Source organism: Accumulibacter sp. (assembly GCF_031732815.1).
Lineage (GTDB): Bacteria > Pseudomonadota > Gammaproteobacteria > Burkholderiales > Rhodocyclaceae > Accumulibacter.
Map to the genome: position 1 here is coordinate 1 of NZ_JAVMKF010000035.1, position 23,761 is coordinate 23,761.

The 23,761-nt window shown below is 65.5% G+C and carries 18 protein-coding genes; 7 read left to right on the forward strand and 11 right to left on the reverse strand.

The genetic code is table 11. The features are described 5' to 3' along the window. Positions 1-580: 580 nt before the first annotated feature. The 4 genes from RKP46_RS02920 to RKP46_RS02935 all read right to left on the reverse strand — a co-directional run bounded on the left by RKP46_RS02920 (position 581) and on the right by RKP46_RS02935 (position 5,911). Entirely contained in the window at positions 581-1,204 is a 624-nt protein-coding gene (locus RKP46_RS02920; protein WP_311105238.1) for a ParA family protein, read from the reverse strand. Then, positions 1,201-2,544 carry a TAXI family TRAP transporter solute-binding subunit gene (locus RKP46_RS02925; protein ID WP_311105239.1) on the reverse strand — a complete coding sequence of 448 codons (1,344 nt, stop codon included), beginning with the start codon at positions 2,542-2,544 and terminating at the stop codon, positions 1,201-1,203. The genes RKP46_RS02920 and RKP46_RS02925 overlap by 4 nt, the downstream gene beginning before the upstream one ends. Next, the gene (locus tag RKP46_RS02930; protein ID WP_311105240.1) at positions 2,541-3,515 is read right to left on the reverse strand and encodes a quinone oxidoreductase; all 975 of its coding nucleotides are present in this window, start codon (positions 3,513-3,515) and stop codon (positions 2,541-2,543) included. Before RKP46_RS02930 ends, RKP46_RS02925 begins: the two co-directional genes overlap by 4 nt. A 200-nt stretch (positions 3,516-3,715) precedes the next feature. Next, entirely contained in the window at positions 3,716-5,911 is a 2,196-nt protein-coding gene (locus RKP46_RS02935; RefSeq protein ID WP_311105241.1) for a UvrD-helicase domain-containing protein, read from the reverse strand. Positions 5,912-6,073: 162 nt separating this feature from the next. Between RKP46_RS02935 and nirJ the strand changes: the two genes are divergently transcribed. From nirJ to RKP46_RS02960, 5 genes are all read left to right on the forward strand, one after another. Continuing rightward, the gene (gene nirJ / locus RKP46_RS02940) at positions 6,074-7,267 is read left to right on the forward strand and encodes a heme d1 biosynthesis radical SAM protein NirJ (protein WP_311105242.1); all 1,194 of its coding nucleotides are present in this window, start codon (positions 6,074-6,076) and stop codon (positions 7,265-7,267) included. Beyond that, positions 7,267-8,853 carry a cytochrome D1 domain-containing protein gene (locus tag RKP46_RS02945; protein WP_311105243.1) on the forward strand — a complete coding sequence of 529 codons (1,587 nt, stop codon included), beginning with the start codon at positions 7,267-7,269 and terminating at the stop codon, positions 8,851-8,853. The genes nirJ and RKP46_RS02945 overlap by 1 nt, the downstream gene beginning before the upstream one ends. 51 nt (positions 8,854-8,904) lie before the next feature. Beyond that, entirely contained in the window at positions 8,905-9,345 is a 441-nt protein-coding gene (locus RKP46_RS02950; protein WP_311105244.1) for a hypothetical protein, read from the forward strand. Positions 9,346-9,458: 113 nt separating this feature from the next. Further along, positions 9,459-9,899: a DUF192 domain-containing protein gene (locus RKP46_RS02955; protein ID WP_311105245.1), complete on the forward strand. Its 441-nt coding sequence runs from the start codon at positions 9,459-9,461 to the stop codon at positions 9,897-9,899. A 64-nt stretch (positions 9,900-9,963) separates the two neighbouring features. Beyond that, complete coding sequence (locus RKP46_RS02960) at positions 9,964-10,476, forward strand: chorismate lyase (protein WP_311105246.1); 513 nt, start codon at positions 9,964-9,966, stop codon at positions 10,474-10,476. Positions 10,477-10,554: 78 nt separating this feature from the next. On the opposite strand, the gene RKP46_RS02965 is transcribed toward RKP46_RS02960, so the two are convergent. After that, complete coding sequence (locus RKP46_RS02965; protein ID WP_311105247.1) at positions 10,555-11,736, reverse strand: lipocalin family protein; 1,182 nt, start codon at positions 11,734-11,736, stop codon at positions 10,555-10,557. 316 nt (positions 11,737-12,052) lie between these two features. On the opposite strand from RKP46_RS02965, the gene RKP46_RS02970 reads away from it, so the two are divergent. Next, entirely contained in the window at positions 12,053-12,595 is a 543-nt protein-coding gene (locus tag RKP46_RS02970; protein WP_311105248.1) for an adenylyltransferase/cytidyltransferase family protein, read from the forward strand. 40 nt (positions 12,596-12,635) lie between these two features. Here the strand turns inward: RKP46_RS02970 and RKP46_RS02975 are convergent, their stop codons facing one another. The 4 genes from RKP46_RS02975 to RKP46_RS02990 all read right to left on the reverse strand — a co-directional run bounded on the left by RKP46_RS02975 (position 12,636) and on the right by RKP46_RS02990 (position 16,455). Beyond that, positions 12,636-13,484 carry an HDOD domain-containing protein gene (locus RKP46_RS02975; RefSeq protein ID WP_311105249.1) on the reverse strand — a complete coding sequence of 283 codons (849 nt, stop codon included), beginning with the start codon at positions 13,482-13,484 and terminating at the stop codon, positions 12,636-12,638. A gap of 111 nt (positions 13,485-13,595) precedes the next feature. Further along, on the reverse strand, positions 13,596-14,444 hold the full coding sequence (locus tag RKP46_RS02980) for an HDOD domain-containing protein (RefSeq protein WP_311105250.1): 849 nt from the start codon (positions 14,442-14,444) through the stop codon (positions 13,596-13,598). Between the two features lie 259 nt (positions 14,445-14,703). Beyond that, complete coding sequence (locus tag RKP46_RS02985) at positions 14,704-15,453, reverse strand: RNA pseudouridine synthase (protein ID WP_311105251.1); 750 nt, start codon at positions 15,451-15,453, stop codon at positions 14,704-14,706. Positions 15,454-15,915: 462 nt separating this feature from the next. Next, the gene (locus RKP46_RS02990) at positions 15,916-16,455 is read right to left on the reverse strand and encodes a glycine zipper family protein (protein ID WP_311105252.1); all 540 of its coding nucleotides are present in this window, start codon (positions 16,453-16,455) and stop codon (positions 15,916-15,918) included. 326 nt (positions 16,456-16,781) lie between these two features. On the opposite strand from RKP46_RS02990, the gene RKP46_RS02995 reads away from it, so the two are divergent. Further along, positions 16,782-18,710 carry a flagellar assembly protein A gene (locus RKP46_RS02995; protein WP_311105253.1) on the forward strand — a complete coding sequence of 643 codons (1,929 nt, stop codon included), beginning with the start codon at positions 16,782-16,784 and terminating at the stop codon, positions 18,708-18,710. A gap of 73 nt (positions 18,711-18,783) precedes the next feature. Here RKP46_RS02995 and cphA (RKP46_RS03000) read toward each other — a convergent pair whose 3' ends face one another. Together cphA (RKP46_RS03000) and cphA (RKP46_RS03005) are read right to left on the reverse strand one after the other, a co-directional pair. Continuing rightward, entirely contained in the window at positions 18,784-21,366 is a 2,583-nt protein-coding gene (gene cphA, locus RKP46_RS03000) for a cyanophycin synthetase (RefSeq protein ID WP_311105254.1), read from the reverse strand. Between the two features lie 77 nt (positions 21,367-21,443). Next, complete coding sequence (gene cphA / locus RKP46_RS03005; RefSeq protein ID WP_311105255.1) at positions 21,444-23,615, reverse strand: cyanophycin synthetase; 2,172 nt, start codon at positions 23,613-23,615, stop codon at positions 21,444-21,446. Positions 23,616-23,761: the final 146 nt, after the last annotated feature.

Consider the following 23,761-nt stretch of genomic DNA (forward strand, 5'->3'; position numbering starts at 1 on the left):
GCGGTGCCGCACTCAAGCGCCGCCGCGGATTTGCAGCTCTGCCGAAAGGACACGGAAAGCCGCCCGGGACACACCGTGCCTCGCGCACGTGCTGCGCTGGGGTACGCTGGCGAAGGTCGACTCGGCGCGGTCGGTGGTGCGCTGGTGCATCGAGTGCTCGACCAAAAAGTCGTACAAAACGAGCACGGCTTCGCAGTCCTTGACGTGACTGTCGCTGGCCTCCGGTTATCTGGCCTGGTCGCTCTTCAGGAAGGTATTGGAGGCGATGATCGCCAGCGCTCGGGTGGGCGGCGCCATCCCGACGATTTCGTGCAGCACCGCTCGGGCCTGTCCTGCACGCTCATGGAGAGTTTGCTAGCACGTAGGCGCGGTGGCGCACCCAGCGGCGCTGCGGGCGGCTTTCGGGATCGAGCGGGTCGGGCGCCGCCCGTAAGCCGAGCGCCGCGGTCGCCGGGTTCGACTGGACGTAGCGCACACAACGGTATGAAGAATTGCCGATATCACCCTAGGCGAGAGGTGCACCGTAGCCGGCAGGCGACCTGCCCTGGCCGCGACCGCGCGACCGAAATTTCGCTGCGCCTTAGCTGTTCGCCCAGTCGATGATCGGCTGCCACTGCTCGACATCGCGCGCTGCGCGCGATGGGGTAAGGTCGAAAATCGTCATGCCGAGCATCGTCGTCTGGACGTAAAGCTGAGTGTTGCGCAGATACGCGAGAACAGGAACGTCGAACCTGGCGAAGAAGTGCTCGAGTTCGGTGGCTGAGCGCGTGCGTGGGTCTACGCGCATTCCGACGACGGCAACGAAGGCATGCTCGTTGCGCACGGCCTTTTCTTCGAGCAAGGCGGCCAGGAAGTGGCGCGTTGCCAGCATGTCGAAGAGCGAGGGCTGCACCGGTACGAGGACGCGATTGACCTGTTTGACGACGGTATCAAGTGCGCGGCCGTGCAGGCCGGCTGGCGTGTCGAGGACGACGTGCGTCGTCCCCTTCGGCGGTTTGGCCGTTTTTCCCGGTTCGATTTCCCAGTTGCGGATTTTCGGCAGCGCTTCAGGTCGCAGGCGCAGCCATTCGCGTGACGATTGCTGGCGGTCGACGTCGCCCAACATGACGCGATGACCGCTGCGTGCAAGGTGACCGGCGAGATTGATCGCCAGCGTCGATTTGCCCGAACCGCCCTTGGGATTGGCAACCAGGAAGGATCTCATCGTTTCTTGTCCTCGTCATGGATCGCGGCCAAGCGCCGCAGCTTCTCGCGAACCAGGTTGATGTGTTCGCGCAAAGTGTAAAGCAGATCGGTAAAAGCCAGTGGAATATTGCGCGTGCTGGCGTCGTCTTCGATACGCTCGAGACGTTCGACGTAGCTCTGGTGGGAAAGCGGGTCATAAGCGGTGCGCAGTTCGTTTTCGAGGAACTTCAGGTCGCCGTAGCAGCGATAGATTTTCGAGCGGACGCGCCAGGTGTAGATCGTCGGGGCGAATTTCAGGAGCGGCAGCGAAATCATGACAAGCGGCAGAATCATGACAAACATGCGCTCGACGAGAACGGCAAGCCAGAAGGGAAGGTAGCGCTGGAGAAACGGTGGCCCCGATTTGTAGTAGCGCTGCGCGTCCGGTGAAAGCAGGAAACTCTGGTCCTTGTAGTTGGGGAATTCGCCGGCGCGCTGAAAGAATCCCCCTTTGCCGTTGACCTCGGTCATCGCCTGCAGCAGCAGTGTGGCCAAAGCCGGGTGCAGGTCGTCGCGCACGACGACGTTGGCGGTCGTTGCCAGGAGAACGGTATCGCGTGGCGGCAGGTCGCGTACCAGATCGACGACACCGCGCGGCAGTACGATCTTCGACAGGAAGGGGAAACGGCGCAGGTAGGCGTCGGCCTGACTGAAACTGACCACGCGCAGACCGGGTGAGCGCAGCATGACCTGGACCACCGGTGCTTCCTGCGCGGCGACGATGAACGCGGCATCGATCTGGCTCTGCTGCAGCGCTTCGGCCGCGGTCAGCCCGGCCAGGGGCACCAGATTCGGGCTGTTCGCTTTGATGTCGTTGGCTTCGAGCAACTGCAGCGCGAGACCGCGTATGCCGCTACCCTCTTCACCGACGGCGATGCGCCGGCCGTCGAGCTGGTACAGCCGGTCTACGCGCTGCTCATTGCGGTAGAAAACCCAGACCGGTTCGTAGGAGACGCTGCCGAGCGAGAGCAGAGCACGCGGGCGTTCGTCCTCGTTCTCGGCCGGCGGGACGATGCCGCCCTGGACGAAGGCGATGTCGGCTTCGCCGCTTTCCAGTCGCTTGAGGTTCTCGTAGGAGCCGGCTGAGGTGCGCACCTCGAGGGTGATTCCCTTGGCTGCGAGCAGCGCCGCGTAGCGTTGCGCATACGCGTAGTAGGCGCCGGTATCGCTGCCGGTACTGATCGTTACCCGCCGCGGCGGCTCGGGTGCGACGAACTGATAGGCGACGAGCAGGCCGACCGCCGTCAGGAGGACGATCGGCCACGCCGTGGCCAGCATGTAGCGCACCGCCACCAGGCGAGCGCGCAAGCGCTCGATCACGGCAGCAGGATGGTCGATCCGGTCAGTCTGCGGGCTTCCAGGTCACGATGTGCCTGCGCGACTTCGGCCAGCGGGTAGCTCTGGTTGACTTCGATCTGCAGCTTGCCGGTGGCGACGGCCTCGATCAGCGCGCCGCCCAGTGCCAGCAGGTCGGCGCGCTTCGCCGTGTAATGCATCAGCGTCGGTCGAGTCAGGAAGAGCGAACCCTTCTGAGCGAGGAGCAGCGGGTCGAAGGCCGGCACCGGGCCGGAGGCATTGCCAAAGCTGACCAGCATGCCGCAGGTGCGCAGACTGTCGAGTGAGCCGGTAAAGGTGTCCTTGCCGACCCCGTCGTACACTACCGCAACGCCTTCACCGCCGGTGATTTCACGCACCCGGCTGACAAAGTCCTCGCGCGTGTAGTCGATCACGTGGTCACAGCCGTGCGCCGCCGCCAGCATCGCTTTGGCTGCGTTCGAGACCGTCCCGATCACCGTGGCGCCCAGCGCCTTCGCCCACTGACAGGCGATCAGGCCGACGCCGCCGGCCGCGGCGTGGATGAGGACGGCGTCGCCGGGTTTCACCGGGTAGGTGCGCAGCAGCAGGTAGGCGCTGGTCAGACCCTGCAGCATCATTGCCGCCGCGGTGTGAAAGTCGATCGCCGCCGGCAATTTGAGCAGGCGGTCGGCCGGCAGGCAGCGCTCCTGGCTGTAGGCACCGACCGGCCCGCCAGCGTAGGCGACGCGGTCGCCCGGTGCCAGATCGCTCACCGCATTGCCGACCGCAACGACGACGCCGGCGGCTTCCAGGCCGAGCCCGCTCGGTTGTGGCAAGGGATAAAGGCCGCTGCGGTGATAGATGTCGATATAGTTCAGCCCGACCGCCGCGTGGCGTACGCGCGCCTCGTGCGGGCCGGGTTCACCGACCGGCACTTCCTCCCAGGACATGGCTTCCGGCCCACCGGGGTGTTGCAGACGAATGGCGAATGGCATGGCGGATCCTCCGTAGACGTGGTCTGACAGTCTATGCGTCCGCCTGCTTCTTGAGCAAGTGAAAAAAAGGGTGTGTTACTCGCCACTTGTCGCTCACACTGAGGGTCGGTCCACAGGCTTGTCCACACAAACGGTGGGAAAGCGGCGCAGGGTGCGGCTTTTTTCACAGTTGGTTCGGCGGGAACGGCGGCCGGCGGGGATCACGTCGCGGTGAGCTTGGCGGTCGCCAGATGCAACCATTTCATGCCGTGCTCGGCGAAGTTCACCTGCGCCCGCCCATCGCTGCCGGAACCTTCGAGGGCAACGACAACGCCACTGCCGAAACGCGCGTGGTGTACGCTGCGACCGACGCGCAGCCCCCCGATCATGCGCGCCTGCGGCCAGGCCGGGCTGCCGACCCGGGCCGTGGATAGGCGGCCGCTACCGACGCTCGGCCGTTCGATGCGACGCAGCAATTCGGCCGGAAGTTCGTCAAGAAACAGCGAGGGCAGACACTCGCGCGTCTGCCCGTGCAGCATGCGCTGCTGGGCGTAGGTCAGATAGAGCTGGCGCCGGGCGCGGGTGACGGCGACGTACATCAGTCGGCGTTCTTCCTCGATCCCTTCGCCGGCGCGTGCCGCGTTCTCGTGCGGGAAGAGACCCTGCTCAAGACCGGTGATAAAGACCGCGTCGAACTCCAGGCCCTTGGCCGCATGTACGGTCATCAACTGAACCGCCTCCTGGCCGTCGCCGGCCTGATGCTCGCCGGCTTCCAGCGACGCGTGCGCGAGAAAGGCGGTCAACGGGTCGGCGCCGGCGACCGGCTGGCCGTCATTGCTCGCCTCGCCGTCGTCGCCTTGGTCGGCGAGGAAGACGATCGTCGCATTGAGCAATTCGTCGAGGTTGGCGAGCCGCTCGCGACCTTCACGGTCGTTCAGGTAATGCTGGCGCAGACCGCTGTGCTCGATCGCCAGCTCGACGATTTCGGCCAGCGAACGGCCTTTCACTTGCGCGCGCAAGTGGTCGAGCAGGGCGGTGAATTTCGCCGCAGAACTGCCGGCCTTGCCGGGCAGGCCGGCGGCCGCCCGATAGAGGCTGCTGCCGGCCTGCCGCGCGGCCTCGGCAAGGACTTCCAGACTGCGGCTGCCGATGCCGCGCGGTGGGAAGTTCACGACGCGAGCAAAAGCGGTGTCGTCATCGGGATTGGCGATCAGCCGCAGGTAGGCCAGAGCATGCCTGATTTCCTGGCGGTCGAAGAAGCGCAGGCCGCCGTGCACGCGGTAAGCCACGCCGCGCGTATAGAGCTCATGCTCGAGGACGCGCGACTGCGCATTCGAGCGATAGAGCAGGGCGATCTGGTCGCGCGCGATTCCGCTGCCGACGAGCGCGGCAATCTCGGCGACGATGAAGCGTGCTTCGTCGACGTCCGACCAGCCGGTGAACACCCGGATCACCTCACCGGCGCCGGCTTCGGTCCACAGCTTCTTGCCCAGGCGGCTGCGGTTTTGCTGAATCAGTGCGTTCGCCGCGTCGAGGATGTTGCCGTGCGAACGGTAGTTCTGTTCGAGCCGGATCACCTCGGCAAGCTGGAACTCGCGCTGCAGGTCGCGCATGTTGCCGATCTCGGCGCCGCGGAAGGCGTAGATCGACTGGTCGTCGTCGCCGACGGCAAAGAGACACGCGCCAGCGCCCTCGGGCGCGACACTGCCGTGCCCGGCGAGGAGTTTCAGCCACTCGTACTGCAGGCGATTGGTATCCTGGAATTCGTCCACCAGGATGTGGCGAAAACGCGCCTGATAATGGCGGCAGAGGGGTTCGTTGCGGCGCAGCAGTTCGTCGGCGCGCAGCAGCAGTTCGGCGAAATCGACCACGCCTTCGCGCTGGCACTGCGCCTCGTACGCGGCGTACAGTTCGACGCGCCGACTGGTATATTGGTCGTAGGCTTCAGCCTGCGCGGCGCGTATGCCCTGTTCCTTGTGCGCGTTGATGAAATGCATCAGCTCGCGCGCCGGGTAGCGCTCTTCGTCCACACCCTGGTTCTTGAGCAGCCGCTTGATCGCCGAGAGCTGGTCAGCCGCATCGAGAATCTGAAACTGCGCCGGCAGGCCGGCTTCCTGGTGGTGGGCGCGCAGCAGGCGGTTGCACAGGCCGTGGAAGGTACCGATCCACATGCCGCGCGGGTTGATCGGCAGCATCGCGGCGAGACGCAGTTGCATCTCCTTCGCCGCCTTGTTCGTGAAGGTGACCGCCAGAATGCCGTGCGGCCCGACCTGTCCGTTGGCAATCAGCCAGGCGATCCGCGTGGTGAGGACACGCGTCTTGCCGCTGCCGGCACCGGCCAGAATCAGCGCGTGCTGTGCCGGCAGCGTGACCGCCGCGCGTTGCGGCGGGTTGAGATGGGCGAGCAGGTCGGACATGGATCTCGATCGGACAGTCAGACAAGGTACGATTATAGCCGCCGACCACCCGCTCACCCGGTGCAATGCGATAATGCCGGGCCGACTTGCGATTGATCCACATCAATGCCGGCGTGAGGTCCGTGTCCTCTAATGCTTGGTCTTGCGTTGCCGGCCCTGCCCATGTTTCGCCTTTCCCAGTACATGCACGAACTCGTCGCTCCGGTGGCCGCCGGTCCGAAGCGGAATCCACCGGCGCCGGTGGTGATCTGGAATCTGATCCGGCGCTGCAACCTGACCTGCCGGCACTGCTACTCGATTTCTGCCGACAAGGATTTCCCGGGCGAACTGACGACGGACGAGGTCTGCTCGGTGATGGACGACTTGCGGCGCTTTCGCGTCCCGGTGCTGATCCTTTCCGGTGGCGAGCCTCTCCTGCGCAACGACCTGTTCGCCATCGCCCGGCGGGCGAAGGGCATGGGTTTCTACCTTGCCCTGTCTTCGAATGGCACACTGATCGACGCTGCGAATATTGCTCAGATCGCCGACTGCGACTTCGATTACGTGGGTATTTCACTGGACGGCATCGGCCCGACGCACGACCGCTTCCGGCGCCTGCCCGGCGCCTTCGACGCGGCGCTGGCCGGCATTCGGCTGTGCCGCGACCGCGGCCTGAAAATCGGCGTCCGCTTCACGCTGACCCAGGATAACGCGCACGATCTGCCGCGCCTGCTCGATCTGGTCGACGACGAGGGCATCAACCGCTTCTACTTCTCGCACCTGAATTACGCCGGCCGGGGCAACACCAACCGGCGCGACGACGCGCAGCATCGCTTGACGCGCTGGGCGATGGATCTGCTCTTTGCGCGTTGCGCAGAGCACGTCCAGCGCGGAATCCACAAGGAGTTCACTACCGGCAACAATGATGCCGACGGCGTCTATTTCCTGCACTGGGTCGAGCGACACTTTCCCGCTCAGGCGGCGCACATGCGCGCCCGGCTCGTCCAATGGGGCGGCAATGCTTCCGGCGTCAATGTCGCCAATATCGACAACCAGGGGCATGTCCATCCGGATACGATGTGGTGGCACCATGACCTGGGAAGCGTTCGTCAGCGGCCCTTCTCGGCGATCTGGAACGACCTCTCCGACCCCCTGATGGCGGGCTTGAAACGCGTTCCGCGCCGGGTTGCAGGCCGTTGCGGCGAGTGTCGACACTTCGACATCTGCAACGGCAACACGCGCGTGCGTGCCTACCAGTTGACGGGCGACGCCTGGGCGGAAGACCCCGGTTGCTATCTTGACGACGAGGAGATTGGCCTTGCTGCGGCTCGTGCAGCGGCGACTCCCCAGCGTCGCATCACCTTGCGGAGCCTGTGATGAAGCTTTTCCTATGCCTGCTCATCGCCTGCCTGACCAGCCTCTTCGCCGGCACGCCGCCAGCCGCCGCCAGCGACGCGGCCGGCCTTTATCAGGAGCACTGCGCGGCATGTCATGGCGAGCGGCGGCTGGGCGGCATCGGCCCTGCCCTGCTGCCCGAAAACCTCGAGCGGCTGCGCCAGCCGGAAGCACTCAGGGTCATCCGTGAAGGGCGGACGGCCACGCAGATGCCGGGCTTCGGCGACAAGTTGAGCAACGCCGAAGCGCAGCAACTGGTCGAACTGATCTACGCGCCCGTTGTGCCCGCGCCGCTCTGGGGAGAGCGCGAGATTCGCACCTCGCATATCGTCGATCGCCAGGCCGCCGCGCTGCCGGCGCGGCCGGCTGCCGCGCTGGCGGGAGTCGATCCGCTCAATCTCTTCGTCGTCGTGGAAACCGGCGATCATCACGTTTCGCTGCTCGACGGCGACAAGCTGGAACGTCTGCACCGCTTTCCCAGCCGCTATGCGCTGCACGGCGGCCCGAAATTCTCGCCGGACGGACGCTTTGTCTATTTTGCTTCGCGCGACGGCTGGATCAGCAAGTTCGATCTCTATCACTTCGTCGTCGTCGCCGAAATTCGCGCCGGGCTCAATACACGCAATGCCGCGGTTTCGGGCGACGGCAAGTGGGTGATGGTAGGCAACTATCTGCCGCACAGCCTGGTCGTGCTCGATGCCGCCGACCTTTCCCTGGTCAAGATCATTCCGACCGTCGATGCCTCGGGCAAGAAGACGTCGCGCGTTTCGGCGGTCTACGATGCGGCGCCGCGCAAGAGCTTCGTCGCGGCGCTGAAGGACGTTCCGGAAGCCTGGGAGATCAGCTACGATACGCAAGCGCCGCCGATCGCCACCGGACTGGTGCACGATTTCCAATACATGGAAGGCGCTTTCACGCCGGCGATGTTCAACCCGCGCCGCATCCTGCTGCAGGACTATCTCGACGACTTCTTCTTCACGCGCAGCTACGACGAGATTCTCGGCTCGTCGCGTTCAGCCAGCAAGGGACAGGTGATCCATCTCGACGTGCGGCGCAAGATTGCCGATCTCGATCTGCCCGGCATGCCGCATCTGGCGTCCGGGATTACCTGGAACTGGCGCGACGCCGAGGGCCGGCAGCGAACGGTGATGGCTTCACCCAATCTGAACGAAGGCGTGGTCAGCGTGATCGACCTTGAGACCTATCAGACGGTAAAGCAGATCAGGACGCTCGGCCCGGGTTTCTTCATGCGCAGCCATGAAAACAGCCGCTACGCGTTTACCGACTCGATGATGAGCAAGGAACACCGCAACACGCTGCAGGCGATCGACAAGACGACGCTGGAAGTCGTCGGGCAGATCAGGGCCGAGCCGGGACAGACGCTGGCGCACGTCGAGTTTACCCGCGACGGCCGTTACGCACTGGCCAGCCTGTGGGAAATGGACGGTGCGCTGGTCGTCATCGACAGCCGTACGCTGCGCGAGGTCAAGCGCATTCCGGCCCGGAAACCGGTCGGCAAGTACAACGTATGGAATAAAATATCGCGTTCTGAAGGGACCAGTCACTGATCGGGGTCGCGGCTCGCCCCGTACCGGAAAGGAAGGCCGAGCGACCTGCCGATGAAAAACCAAACCACTCTTCGCCAGCGATACCTGGTGGTCGCCAGCCTGTGCCTGTTCTGTGCCAGCGGATGGGCGGTACCGAAAGCCGCCGAGACGGAAGACGATCCGGTCGGTTTCAGCGAAGCCGTCGCGCCACCCCGGACAGCCGGCAAGGCGCGTACCTTGCCGCCGCCAGCTGCCGCCGGAGCCAGCGCGGGCGTCAAGACGGTGGGCAAGACGGCGCGACAGGGTGGCAAGCGAGTGACCACGGCGGGCAGCAGGCCAGGACACGCCGCGGTTCGCCCGAGCCAGCGACTGGCCTTGTCCGGGCAGCCGGGCGCTGCCGCCGGCAAGCCGGCCAGCGCGCTCGCGGGCAGAAAGGCTCGCGCAGTGGTCGCGCCGGAGGCACGGCCGACTCAGCGCGGTGCGCCAAAGCCGACCCGTTTCCGCAAGCCGTAGTTGGAGAAGTCGTCGCCAGAGCAGGATCGCCATCGCCCCGCCGACTCGCCTTCGAGCCCGCCAACGGCCGCCGTCCTGCCTGACTACACCCTTGAATTTACGCGGAGTTTGTCATGTACAGCTTGGTATTTCCTGCCCTCGGTCTGCTCCTGCCGCTTGCCTCGGCAGGCGCTGCGGAGTTGCCGCGCATCGAGTTGACCGCCGGCTTCTACCGCATCGAAGCCGAAGTGGCAGCCGACGATCCGACGCGCATGCAGGGTCTGATGCAGCGACGAAGCCTGCCGCCCAATAGCGGCATGTTGTTCGTGTTTGCCCAGGCAGATCAGCATTGCATGTGGATGCGCAATACCTACCTGCCGCTCTCGGTAGCCTTTCTTGACGAAGAAGGACGGATTCTGAACATTGCCGACATGCAACCGCAGACCGACAACAACCACTGCGCGGCAAAGGCGGCGCGCTACGCGCTGGAAATGAATCTGGGCTGGTTTTCCAGCAAGGGGATCAAATCCGGCAGCCGCATCCTGGGAGTGGAAAAATCTCCCCGGCCACGCTAAGCGAGGGCAACGTAGCCGTCTGTCCGCGATGAATCGGGTTCGTCGGCCGGTCTGGCGCAGCCGTTTGCTGCACACAATCGACAACCTGGCGCTGCGCGCCTGGCTGGCTGACCGCGGATCGTTGACCGCACGCATTCAGACAAAGGGGCAGTTTGCCGTACGGGTCCTGCGTCAGGGGCTGGGCCAGCCAACGCCCGACGAAGCTGCGGCGCTCGATCTCGATCCTGGCGAACTCGTCTGGGTGCGCGAAGTCGCCCTGTCCTGTGATCGAGTGATCGTCGTCTTCGCGCACACCGTTCTCCCCCGACGACCGCGCGGGCCACTCAGCGTCTGGTTGGCGCGCCTGGGCAATCGCTCGCTGGGCGCGCTGCTTTTTGCGCACGCCGGATTCGTACGCGGTCCGATTCACTTCCGGCGACTTGATCGGCGCGACGGACTCTTCGCCGCGGCACATCGTACGCTGGCGGTCGACGGCGAAGCACCGCGAGCGCTGTGGGCGCGCCGCTCGCTTTTCGCCTTCGGACCCCAGAAGGTATTGGTGACCGAGGTTTTTTCACCGCGCATCGCGCAACGCTAGGCGCTTGGGCAGCGTCTTGGCCGGCTGGCCGGCGCCTGCCGGTGTAGCCTCGCCGACCTCTGGCGTTGCGTGCGATGTTCAGGTCCTGGGCTTGCCTGGGTCGGTCTCGCGCGTGCTCTGATAGCCGCTCAACTCCATGAAACCAACCCCGGTATGTGATCCGCTCACCTTGACCGCGCCTTCCCAATAGACGTTCATCGTCGTCGTCAAAGCGTTGAACTGGCTCCAGCGGATCACCGGGTCCACCTTCAAGCTCAGGCCCTTGGCCGGGATCGAAATCGTCCAGTCCATCGGATAGACCGTTCCCGTCGATGGGCTCTTCCAGCTTCCACGTGCGTTGGTGGCGAAATCGCTGCTCGCCAGACCTTCTGCCTTGCCCTCCTTGGCGTAGGTTCCCATGCGCAGCACCGGTCCGCCCTGACGGTCGAAGAGTTCGAAGATCATCAGGTCGGCGCCGTCGGCCAATTGCAGCGCAAACCAGTTCCAGCGCAGTTTCGCCGCTTCAAAATCACCCCACTGGTGATCGAACCAGACTTCGCCCCGCACCGCCTTCGCTGTTCCGCCGATACTCAGCGTACCCTGGGCGCTCATCCGCGGTCGTGAGGTGTAATAGCTCTTGCCCGCCGCGCCGAAGTCGAGCAGCCCGGCGACCGGGGTTCCCGGGACCTGATGCAGAACCGGCGGCAGGCGATCGGTCAATTGCACTTCAAGTCGGAAGTCCTTGCCCGCCATCTTTGCTGCGTGTTGCTCGCCGCTCCCGCGCAACTGCCAGTCGCCATACGAGAAGGCAAAGCCGTCACGCCGCATGTCCGCCGGAACACCCGCGGTACGTGCCTGTTCGGCATACAGTTTTTCGTTCTGGTGATCGAGCAGCGAGCCGTGGAAAACGGTGTGCGTCAACGTTCCCCGGCGCACGAAAGCAGCCATGTGAAACGAGTAGCGCTCGCCCGCTTCAGTCTGCAGGTGGCCGCTGTAGTACCACCACTCGGTGAGCTGTTCATGCACCGCGTCGTCGGCCGGCAACTTCACCGGCGCCAGGTTGCCGCCCGCCGCGCCCGCTGACGGCTCGCTGCCGAGACTCATCGTGGGCAGGCCGTTCGAAGGCTTGTCGACGCGAAAGAAAAGAACCCAGAGAACGACGAGTAGCGCAATCAGCCAGCCGGCGATGACCAGCCAGCGATAGCGTCGGAACCAGCGGGCCGACCCGGGCCGTGCTTTGCCGCGCGCAGTATGACTTCTCCGATAGTTGTTGCTTTCCATACCTTCCTTCTCTCTGCCTGACGAGCCTTGCGCTCGGCCAGATCACCGGCATCACGGCGTGCCGCAGTCACTTCGGCCTTGCGCGCGACCAAGGGCGGGTCCGTCGGTGCGCACTGTGCTGATAAGCCTGAGTGTAGTCGACCGCACCAGTGACGTCCGTGAGATGGGTCACGTCCGCCGGTCGATCCGTCGACGAGCGCGAGTACCCTCCGGTGACGCGATTGATGAGAGACTCCGCCCCTGGTGCAAGGTTCAGCCCGCAGGAGTGTCGTCGCCTGGATTGTCAGCGCATGTATAATACCCAGCAGGTACCCGCATGAATACTCACCGAGAACCGACAACCGCTTTCCCGGCGGTCGAGGCGGCGTCCGGTCCGGCCGCCGTTCCAGTGTTTGAAGCGAAGATCATCCAGCCTGAGCAGCTTGCGCTGCGAGGCGCAGCGTTGCCGCGCCCGCTGGTGTTCACCAATGGCTGTTTCGACCTGCTCCACCGTGGACATGTGACGCTGCTCGCGCAGGCGCGCGCGCTTGGCGCGGCGCTCGTCGTCGCGCTCAATTCGGACGCGTCGGTCCGCCGCCTGGGCAAGGGCAACGACCGGCCGGTGAATCCGCTGGCCGATCGGCTGGCCGTCATCGCCGCGCTCGAGTCGACCACACTGGTCACCTGGTTCGACGAGGACACTCCACTGCAGCGCATCCTCGACTGTCGTCCGGATGTGATCGTCAAGGGAGGCGACTGGCCGGTCGATACGATCGTCGGCAATACCGAGGTGAGATCCTGGGGCGGTTGCGTGCTCTCACTGCCTTTTCAGCACCAGGTGTCAACTACCGCGCTCCTGGCAAGGGTCCGCCAGCCCTGACCGCTGCGCGGCATGCCCGGAGCGGGTCGAAGAACGAGGTTCAGGTTCCCAGAGCGCTCTTCAGCGAAGCGACATCGCTCAGCGACTCGGAACGCAGCGCGCGCACGACATCAGTTGCGAGCAACTTGTCGATCGGTATGCGGTCTTCGACCGGCGCGAACTGCGGATCGCGCCAGCTCTGCTCGACGCTCGCCCATCGATTGGCGATGAACAGCACATCGGCCAGCGAGTCGACCTGGGTGATCGAGCGTTCGATTTCGTGTTCCTGTACGAGCGTCAGAAGCTCGTCCGGCATGCCCATCGCGGCGAGCAGCGCGTGCCCGATTTCGGCGTGCCAGCGGACGAGCAACTCGTGCAGCGAGGCCGGATCGGCGATCAATTCGGGGAAGCTGGCGGTCCGGTAGAGCAGATAGAAAACGCCGATATCGTGCACCAGGCCGGTGAACATCGCCTCGTCGGGGCTGTTCCGGGTCAGCCGGCGAGCGAGCACGCGACATAGCGCGGCGACATGGATCGAGTGTTCCCACAAGCGGCGGGAGAGCGCTTCGAAAGGCGCCATCTTCTTGGAACCGAGAAGCTGTTCCATCGCCACGGCAAACGAGACGCTGCGCACCGCTTCCATGCCGACGATGGAAATCGCGTTGTTGACATCGACGATCTTGCGCCGCGTACGATTGAGCGCGGCCGAATTTGCCAGGCGAATGATCTTCGTGCTCATCAGTGGCTCGGCGCTGATCAGAGCGGCCAACTGCTCGATCGACAGGTTCGGGCTTTTCAGCGCGGTGCGCACGCGAAAAGTGATGTCGAGAAAAGTCGGAAACGATATCGATTCGCCCGAGAGATCGCGCGCGATGTCTTCCAGGATGCTAAAAGTCAGTTCGTGGCTCATGCGGTTCTGCCTTCAGGTCTTTCTCCAGAGCGCGGCGCGGCGCAGGGCTCGCGGTCGCGCAGCAACATTCGACGGCCGGTCGACGGAGCGCATTCTGCCTGAAACTCTCGTTCACGTTCCAGGCAGAGATTCGGGAGGCAGTTGCAGACGTTCGAGCAAGGCTTCATGGCTGATCCGCAAGAGCGCCTGAATGGCAGCGAAATCGTCCGGCAGAGCGGCGTCGGTCCACCCATTGAGCGAGTGGCGGGCGAGATTGACCGCCAGACGCACGTTCTGCACGCGCGGCAGGTGGGCGTTGGCGTCGTCGATCAGGGTGGTGAGCAGTTCGGGAAGGTGCCAGGCGTGGCACAGCGCCAGTTGCAGGGCGCTGAGCGGAAATCCGAGCATCTCCTGCTGCACGACAGCGCTGCGCAGGGTCTTGTCGGCGAGCAAGCGCGAACGAATCGCGATCGCCTGAGCCGGCGCGTAACACCAGAGGAGAATTTCGGCCAGGTCGTGCAACAGGGCGGCGACGGCCACTTCCTCGATGTTCAGGTCATGTCGCACGTAGGCCCAGTCGCGCGCGTAACGCGACGCGCGTTGGGTGCGCAGAATGACCTGCAGCACCCCGAGCAGGGCAATCGGATGCGTCTTCAGCGTAAGCTCGATGGTCGGCAGATCATCAAATTCACGAAAGAAGGGCTCGACGCCGAGCATCATGATGGCGCCGCCAATCGTCGTGATATCGCGATGCAGGTGGCGGCCACCGAAGGACTGAATATAGGCGAGCACGCGCACCGCCAGCAGCGGATCCTGGAAAACGATTTCGCTGATTTCGCGGCTCGTGACACGATCGGCACGGCGGCGCGCCTCATCGAGTTGTCGAACCGTCTGTCGCAGCACCGGCAGTTCGACACTGCCGAAGAACTCGAGCCAGGCGGCAATTCCGGCACTGGCCGATGACGTGGGAGTGGTAAACATCGATGTCGTCTCGGGCGAGAAAGCGGTCGCGAGCCTGCCGGAACGACCCGTACGTCGATCCGACCCGTCTGGTCAAAGCTGCTCAATCGATCTGCGACGCGGCCAGTCGGCAGCTTCCCGCGCGCGCGCCGTGCAGCGCGGCCGGCTCGTGGCGATTGCCCGGCAGCTCGCAGGCAATGGTAGACGCCGCTGGCCCGCCTCGCAAGCTGGCTGCCGAAACGAATCTGCTCAGCGCGCTGGCCGGGCAGCCGCGCGTCGCTCAGAAGCGCTCGTCGCCTCGCAGGTAACGCCACTTTCCGGGCGGCAGCCTGCCCAGTGGGACGCTGCCGATGCGCACCCGCCTGATCTCGCCGAGTGGCAGCGCCAGCAGTTCGCACATCCGCTGAATCTGCCGCCGGCTGTTGTCATGCACGACGAAGCGCAACTGCTGTTCGCTCAAGCGTGAGACCCGTATCCGCGGCAGCTTGACGCCGTCGACGGTCAGCCCATGTCGCAAGCGATCAAGACCCTGGTCATCCAGTTCGCCGAGGAAACGCACGTGGTATTCCTTTTCCCAACGCGAGGCGCGACCGGTCAACTGGCGGGCGGTATTGCCATCCTGGGTGAACACCAGCATTCCGCATTCGTCGGGCGCAAGTCTTCCGGCCAGTGCCAGTCCGCGCAGATGCGTCGGCGCCAAGCGCCTGAGCGCGCGGTCCTCACTCCAGTGGTTGTCCGCCCGAATGATCTCGCCCGGCGGCACGCGTTCGTCGAGCTCGTCTGCTGACGGCGTCCTTGGCACCTGGTGGAAGACGATGGTGATTGCTTCGCTACGTTGCTGGCCGGCCACCGGGTTGATTTCTATCCGGGCGTTCGGGTGGACGCGCGCACCAAGGCGGGCGACGACCTTCCCGTCTACGCTGACCCAGCCATTTTCGATCCACTCGTCGGCTTCACGCCGCGAGCACAGCGCCAGGCGGCAAACCAGCTTCGCCAGCCGTGGTGCTTCCTTCCCCCCGCTCGCGAGCACTTCTGCCGGACGCTTCTGGTCAGTCGGGTGCTCGGCTGCCGGTGGCCTGCCGGCGACCGCTGGTCGCGCTGCGCTCGGCGTCGGCCTCGATGTCGGCGTCGGCGTCACCGGCGAGTCGGCCGCGGCGGGCAGTCTTGGCCCCGTTTCGTCGCGCGGCCTGCCGGCTGCCGGGGGCAATGCACGGGCACCGGTGCTGCGCGCGATACCACGTGGCGGATGCACGACTGTGGGCTTGGCCGCCGGGGGGGCTGCCGCGGACACGGCGGGCGGGGCAAGCGGCGGTCGCGGCCAGGCGTGTTTGCTGCCTGGCGAGCCGCCACGGATCGGCTTGCGCGTGCCAGGCACGCTCGACCCGCGGGCAGTCTGGGCAGGCGTCGGCCGGGGGAGTTTCAGCGTTGGGCGAGGCATGGCGCGACCTTTCCTGGATCAAGCCAGTAGTCTACGCCAGAAACAAGCATTGTCTCAACGCAAAGGCGGCGGGGGCGGAGCGCCGCGCGGGGGCGGCGGGGGCGCGGGCAGCAAGGGCCTGTCGACCCGCGGACCGACAGCGCTTCTCGGCGGTAGCGCGCTTGCGCCGACCAGCGGCACCTTGTGGCCTTGTGCGTACATGCACTGCAGATAGTTCTGGTCGTAGCGTTGCTGCAATTCGTACGCCGACGCGCGACTCGTCGCGGCGCCGCTGCTGCTGCCGGCGAGCAGACCAAAGCCGGCCCCGACCGCCGCGCCACGCGAGCCGCCGACCGCCGCTCCAACGGTTGCGCCGACTGCCGTGCCGACGGCAGCACTGGCGATTCCAGACTCGACGCCCGCCGCGCTTGGGCTGCTCAGGCCAATCGCCTGCCGGGCATAGTTTCGGCACGCGGCGTCGTCGTTGCGAAACTGCTCGAACGATTGCCCGCGCCCCGGCAAGCTCATGACGCTTGGCCCCTCCGGCGGCAGGATGACGCAAGCGGCCAGGAGGGGAACAAGCAGGAAAGGGGTGTAGCGGCGTGGTCTGTTCATGCTGGGCCTCTGGCGACAATGTTGCGCGTGCGCTGCTGGAAACGCTCGGCGAGCCGTCGGACGGCCAGCGGGCGGTCGTCGCGGCGAGCGGTCAACCACACAACGTTTGCCCTGCCGATCGGCTGACCCGGAAAAGCACTCAAGTTGTTTGCCGCGAATGCCGTATCTGACCAATGTAGCAAGTGGTGAGATCGCCGGGGCACACAGCGTGGCCCGGCATGGCCGGCCGACGGCGCCCGTTGGCTGCGTATCGATCGGGCGCGCTCGTCTGGTATGCTGGTGCTTGCGCTACCGGGCTTGCCAATGATTTGAGTTGGACTGCTGCCATGCCGGAACATTCTGCCATATCGGTCGCCAGCCTGGGCGACCTTGTCGAAGAACAGGGCGCGCTGCCCGGCTTTGTCGTGCAGCGGACGGACGGTCTGCATGTTCTCCGCTCCCGGCTTGATTCCCCCGCCGCGTTCTTACAGTTTGTCAATCGGGTGATTGACGCCGGCCTCTACTTTCGTAACCTCGACTATGCACGTTTCGTCGAACTCCTCTACACCGAAACAGCACGCGAGCAAGGCGGGGACCCGGCGGATGTCTTCCTTGCCTCGGGCATGCGACCTTTTGATCCGGAGCGCCGCGCGCTCTATCACTCGTTACGTGCCGACCAGAACGAAGCAAGCTTTCTGTTCGAGCCGATCCACGCGCTCGCTGGCGAATTCGCGCACAACGAACGGGCGAGCGGCGGACGCCAGCGCGACGGGGAACGCACGGTCCTCGACATCGACGAGTTCATCGCCTACGCCTGGGCCGAGGGCGTGCGCTACGGCATCGATGTTGCGGCGGTGTGCGAGGGCTTCGAACTAAGCAAACCGGAGAAGCGCATCGTCGCGCGCAGTCTGCCCGCGCAACCGGGAAAAGATGCCGAAATCCGTGAGCTGGCGCCCGGCTTGCACCGCAACAACGCCCCTCGGCGGATGGTCAGCGGTCGGGTCGACCTGCGCCAGTTCGAAACGCGCTACCCGCAGGTTGCCGCCAGCCTTCGCCTGGTGCAGAAAGTTCCCAGCAAGCCCGGTGTAGATGGCCGCCTGATTTCCGGCGAAGCGATCCCCGCCTTGCCGGCCAAGGACTTTGAGCTGGCCAGCCTGGCCGGCCCGGGAACCCAGGTCAAGCGGGAGAAGGACGTCGAGTTTCTGGTGTCCTCGGTGTGTGGGTTTCTCAGCGTCGACACGCAGACGAATCAGTTCTCGGTCGGCGACAAGATCGTCAGTCATGAAGGCGTCAGCACGCGCACGACAGGTGATCTGCTGCTCACCGGTGAGGTCTATGAGCAGCACGGCGAAATCCAGGAGCAACGTATCGTCCGTTGCCGGAGTATCACGGCGCATGCCGACGTCTTCGGCCACGTCCAGTCGATGGGCGGCATCGTGCATCTCAAGCACAACCTGGTCGGTGGCAGCGCGAGCAACGAGGCAGGGGACATCGTCGTCGACGGCGTAGCCTCCGGCGCGACGCTCTCCGCCTTGAACGGCTGCGTCACGCTGCGCCGGGCCGACAACTGCGTCATCCTGGCTCGCCGGGCAGAGATCGGCCAGGCGACCGCGTGTACGATCGTCGCCGACGAACTGGAACTGGACATCTCGGAGGCGTGTGCGGCAGCGAGCCGATGGCTGCACGTGCGCTTGAGCCGTTCGCGCCGCGAGATCGACAATGTCTTCCTGGTTCGCGTGCCCGACCTTTCGGCGCACACGACGCAGATCGCGACCTTGCAGAAGAGGCTGGAAACCTTGCTGAAAGCGATCGCCGGGCAGCGCGAGAGGATCGCTGCAATGCGCGAGGAAAAGGAGCTGGCCAACTACCTTCGCCTCGCCGAAAAGCTGCGCCGCAAGGAACTGACGCTACGCCCGGAACAGGAAGTGAGCTGGCGCCGGCTGGCGGGACAGGTCGCCCCGGCCTTGAAGGCCCTGGCGCAACTGTCGCAGTCGGTCACCGAGATGGACGCTGAACACGGACGGATCAGCGTCAACGTCGGCGAGTTGATCGCCGAGCGCGACGCCTTGTCGGCCGGGATCGCGTGCAGCGTCGAACAGATGGTCGACGAAACGCGCATCAGCATGTTTCTTTACCGGCCGGCCGATCCGCCGCTCAGCAGCCTGTCGAGCAAGGAGCTGAAAGCGCGCTTGCGACGTACCGATGCGGCAACTCGGCTGCTCTTCGCTGGCGCCAAGGGGAGCTTCGCCTGGACCTATCAGTCGGCGACAAGTTGAGTTGCACGCGTCCTGCCGCAGCAGGTGCAGCAACACGATGCGCTCAGCCAGGTTCGCGCTGACCAGCGCCGGCTCAGCCCTCGCCCAGGCGCCGCGCGATATGCTCCAGCGCTTCTTCGATCTGGTCGATCAGAATCAGGCAGAGGTCGCCGGGCTGCAGGTCGGCGAGGGCCGTGTCGATGGCCAGGAATTCGCCGCGAATCTCCAGCACGTCGGAGGTCCGGCTCGCTTCGGTCAGCCCCTCGCGCAACAAGGCGAGCACTTCGCCGTCTGCACGGCCGCGCTGACATTGGTCCTGGTAAAGAATCACCCGATCGAAAGCGCCGCCGAGGATTTCAGTCTGCCGGCGGATGTCCTGGTCGCGCCGATCACCGGCGCCGCTGATCACGACTGAACGCCGCCCGCTTCGCCCGGCGGGCATGTTTTCGATCGCCTCGACCAGCGCCTGGATCGCATCCGGATTGTGTCCGTAGTCGGCGATCAGCGTTGCCCCACGGTAAGTGAAGACGTTGAAGCGCCCGGGTGCGGTCTGCGCGTCGTTGACGAAGAGGCTGAGGCCAAGGCGTATTGTTCGCCAATCGACGCCAAGCGCCCAGGCTGCCGCCGTCGCCGCCATCGCGTTCTCGACCTGAAAGCCGATGGCGCCGTTCTGGGTCAGCGGGATCTCGCTCAGCGGAATCCGCTGCTCGATGCTCCCGGCCGAAGCGACGATCGCATCGCCATCGCGATAGACGACGCGCTTGCGCTGCGCGCGGTGCATCGCCATCACCGGGTGATGCCGGTCGGTAGCAAAGTAGATGACGCTGCCCGGGCACGAGTCGGCCATCCGCGCAACCATAGGGTCGGCGGCATTGAGGATGGCAACGCCGGTGGTCGGTTTGACGTTCTGTACGATGACGCGCTTGACCACCGACAAGTCCTCGACGGTGCTGATGTACGACAAGCCGAGGTGGTCGCCGAGACCGATATTGGTCACCACGGCAACGTCGCAGCGATCAAAGCCCAGGCCCTCGCGCAGCACGCCGCCGCGCGCCGTTTCGAGGACCGCCGCGTCTACCTCGGGATGGAGCAGCACATTGCGCGCGCTTTTCGGCCCGCTGCAGTCGCCGGTATCGATCCGCCGGTCGCCGACGTAGACGCCGTCGGTCGTCGTCATCCCGACGCGCAGTCGTTGACGGCCGAGAATGCACGCGATCAGGCGCACCGTCGTGGTTTTTCCATTGGTTCCGGCGACTGCGACGAGCGGGATGCGTGCGTCATCGCCGGGGGTGAACATGCTGGCGATGATCGCTTCGCCGACCGGCCGCCCCTTGCCGAAGGACGGTTGCAGGTGCATGCGCAGGCCGGGTGCGGCGTTGATTTCGACGATGCCGCCGCCCTGTTCCTCAAGCGGTCGCAGGACGCTGTCGCAGACCACGTCGACACCGGCAATGTCGAGCCCGATCGTTTGCGCCGCAGCCACCGCGCGCGCGGCAAACTCGGGATGCACATCGTCGGTGACATCGGTCGCCGTTCCCCCGGTCGACAGGTTCGCGTTGTTGCGCAGGACGACACGCTGGCCGCGCGCCGGCACCGATTCGGGGGTCAGACCGGCAGCGCGCAGCAGCGCCAGGGCGACCTCGTCGAGGCGTATTCTGGTCAATGAAGTGGCGTGCCCTTCGCCGCGTCGCGGATCGCTGTTCACGCGGTCGACGAGCTGCCGGATGCTGTGCCGGCCGTCGCCAACGACGAGCGGCGGATCGCGCCGAGCGGCCGCGACGAGTTTGTCGCCGACGACGAGCAGGCGGTAGTCGTGGCCGGGCAGATAGCGCTCGACGAGCACTTCGTCACTGACCTCGGCGGCGATCGCGTAAGCCGCGTCGATCTGCTCGCGCGTGCTCAGGTTGACCGCGACGCCACGGCCCTGATTGCCGTCCTGCGGCTTGACGACGACCGGCAAGCCGAACTCGCACGCGGCCGCCCACGCGTCTTCGGCACTGAGCACCGGGCGGCCGACGGGAACCGGAACTCCGGCGGCGTGCAACAGGATCTTGCTCAGCTCCTTGTCCTGCGCGATCGATTCGGCAACCGCACTGGTGCGGTCGGTTTCCGCCGCCTGGATTCGTCGCTGCCGGCTGCCCCAACCGAACTGTACCATGCTGCCTTCGGTCAGACGGCGAAAGGGAATATTGCGCGCCGCCGCGGCGTAGACGATCGCGCCGGTACTCGGCCCCAGCCGTACGTCCTCGTCGAGCTCGCGCAAGCGCGCCAGCGCCTCGCCGAGGTCGAACGGCGTATCGTCGTAGGCCGCCCGGCACAAGGCCGCCGCGAGGTCGAAAGCAAGCCGGCCGACGGCTTCCTCGCTGTACTCGACGACGACCTGATAGGTGCCCGCATCGACGGTGGGTGAGGTGCGGCTGAAGGTTACCGGGCAGCCGGCTTGCGCCTGCAGACCCAGAGCGGCAAACTCGAAAGCCTGCGCCATCGAAACGGCTTCATCGTGACCGGCCGGGCGCAACATGGCCAACTCGGGAAAACGTTCGCGCAGTCGGTTCTCGAAACCGGGCAGATGGTCCAGGTTCCGCTCCTTATCCGGGCAGATGACGATCGCCTCGACCGCCGGGTGCCGGCTCCAGAGGTTAGGGCCGCGCAAGGCGCGGATACGCGACACTTCCATGAATCGTTTTCCTTATCATCTGGTTTGCACTGGGCTGTGCATGACTGACCGGGCGGGGGCGAGCCCGCTACCCTTGTTCAGGCGGCGGTGAACGTCTCCAGGCCGGTCCTGATCACTTCCGGCGCCAGGCCGAGCGCCCAGGCCGTTCCGGTGGCGGCAAGCACGTTGTCGACCTGCCAGGCGATCTTCCCGCCTTGCGTCAGCGGCACATCGAGCAGCCCGACGATCGGCGTTTCCTCGTCACCGACGGCGACGATCACCTGAGCGTCGCGCACGAAGACGACCGTCTGGCCGCTTGCCCGATGCGCGGCGAGCACCGGCAGGTCGGCGTCGGCGGCGAAGAAGACGACCTTGCCGTCGCACAGTCCGGCCATTTCGACGAGCATCGGAAAGCCCGCGTTGAGCACCGCGCTGCCCTTCGGCAGGACCAGATCGACCTGCGTGCGCAGGACGGTAAATACCTGTTCGGGCGTCTGAATGTCGTACGGCCCGAAATGTGCGGCAGGCTCGACGTTGGTCACGACGCCGATCTGGCAACGATCGTAAGCGAGTCCTTCGGCAAGAATCGTCGTGCTGCCGTTTTCCAGGACAGCCGCCTCGACCGAGCGATTCATCAGAACGCGCTGGGCAGCGCGCCAGTTGGCACTGTCGCCCTTCTCGATACCGCGCCGGTCGACGAACAGACCGGCGCTGCAGGCGAGTCCGGTACATTTGCCGGAGAGGCTGATGAAACGCGCCACCAGTTGCGCCACGGTCGTCTTGCCGAAGCTGCCGCTGATTCCGATGACCGGAATTCGCCCGTCGGCGCCGTCGGGAAACAGTTGGTCGACGATCGCCCGGCCGACCGGACGCGGCTGGCCGGTTTCCGGTTTCAGGTGCATCAGCAGGCCCGGGCCGGCGTTGACTTCGACGATCGCCCCGCGCTGGCCGTCGAGCGGCTGCGCGATATCCTCGCAGACGAGATCGACCCCGGCGATGTCAAGCCCGACGATGCGCGCGGCGAGCGACGCGATGGCGGCTGTTTCCGGGTGGACCGCGTCAGTCACGTCGTCGGTGTGGTTGCCGCTGCGCACGATCAGAACTTCGCGCCCGGCGGGCGGCACCGAATCCGGGGTGAAGCCCTGACGCGTCACTTCCAGACGGGCCACCGGATTGTCTGCCAGGTCGATGACATCAAGCGGAAACTCCTCGGCAGCACCGCGTCGCGGGTCGGAGTTGATCTGCAGGTCGATCAGTTGATTGATCGTCGATTGGCCATCGCCGACCACGCGCGCGGTCTCGCCGCGCGCCGCAGCGACCAGCTTGCCACCGATGATCAGCAAGCGATGCTCGGAGCCGCGCACGTAACGCTCGACGATCACCCCGCTGCCTTCTTCGACGGCCGCCAGGTAGGCGGCCTCGACCTCGTTGCGCGCGACCAGGTTGGTGAACACGCCGCGTGCGTGGTTGCCATCGGACGGTTTGACGACGACCGGCAGGCCAATGTCCTCGGCCGCTACCCAGGCGTCTTCAGCGCTGTCGACCAGGCGGCCAGCCGGTACCGGGACGCCACAAGAGCTGATCAGCGTCTTGGTCAGATCCTTGTCGCGCGAGATCCCCTCGGCAATCGCGCTGGTGCGGTCGGTCTCGGCCGTCCAGATGCGACGGCTTGCCGCGCCGTAGCCCAGTTGCACCAGGTTGCCGTCGGCGAGCAGCCGAATCGCGGGAATCCGCCGGTCCTTGGCGGTAGCCGCCTCGACGATGCAACCCGTACTCGGGCCGAGCAGCTTGCGCTCGGCCAGATCGGCGAGACGGGTGACCGTTGCGCCAACGTCGAACGGCGTGTCGTGAATGGCGGCGAGCAGCAGTTCACGCCCGGCCTGCAGGCAACTGCGCGTGACTTCGTCGTGCCAGGCGCGCACGACGACCTTGTATACGCCGCGCTGCGAAGTTTCGCGCGCCTTGCCGAAGCCGCCCGGCATGCCGGCGAGGTTCTGCAGTTCGAGCGTGACGTGCTCGAGAATGTGCGCCGCCCAGGTTCCCTCGGCCAGGCGGCGCAGGAAGCCGCCGCGTTCGCCGTAGCTGCAGCGATGCTCGACGAGCGAGGGCAGCAGGCTGGTCAGTCGTTCGACGAAACCCGGCAGCGTGTTCGACGGGAAGTCCTCGAGTGTACCGATATCGACCAGTGCTTCGATCACCGGGCGGTAGGTCCAGATGTTCGGCCCGCGCAGGTGGCGCATTTCGAGGAAGCGGATGTCATGGTTTTTCATGTCGGCCTTTGCGAAAGGGGGCACGGTGCGCGGTCAGGCGCGGGAAAACCCTGGCGTCTGGGCGGAACCATCGAATCCGCCAGCGCTCGTCGCGAGAATAACGTTGCCGCGACGAATCGGCTTACGCTGGCTGCCGCGACGCGTGA